Annotated in this window: 1 pseudogene; it reads right to left on the minus strand. The window is 67.2% G+C overall.

Going from position 1 to position 308, the window contains the following annotated elements:
- A pseudogene (locus tag ACZ5CR_RS44660) lies at positions 1–224 on the minus strand (LacI family transcriptional regulator); the annotation flags it as partial.
- Positions 225–308: the final 84 nt, after the last annotated feature.

Raw genomic sequence — 308 nt, forward strand, 5'->3', positions numbered from 1 at the left:
TACCAGCGGCTCGCATACTCGCCGAAGGTCTCCTGCCCGAGGCCCGGGTCGCGCCACTGACCGCGCCGAACGGTCACCTCTTCCGCGTCCGCGGCCTGCTTGGCCTCCCGCTTGGTGGCGAACTTGACCACGTTGCCCTCGGAATCGGCGACGGTGCCGTACTTGCCGTCCTCGATCTTGTAGCGACCACGCCAGTAGCCGCCGCGCTTCTCTGCGTACCCCACAGATTTCCCTCCCTTCTGTCGTATGGGTGCGCTAAGCCACGGTTCCGTACTGGGACTTGGCCATCCGGCGTGGCGGCCGGGCCT

The sequence above is a fragment of the Streptomyces sp. NPDC031274 genome (genome assembly GCF_055570235.1).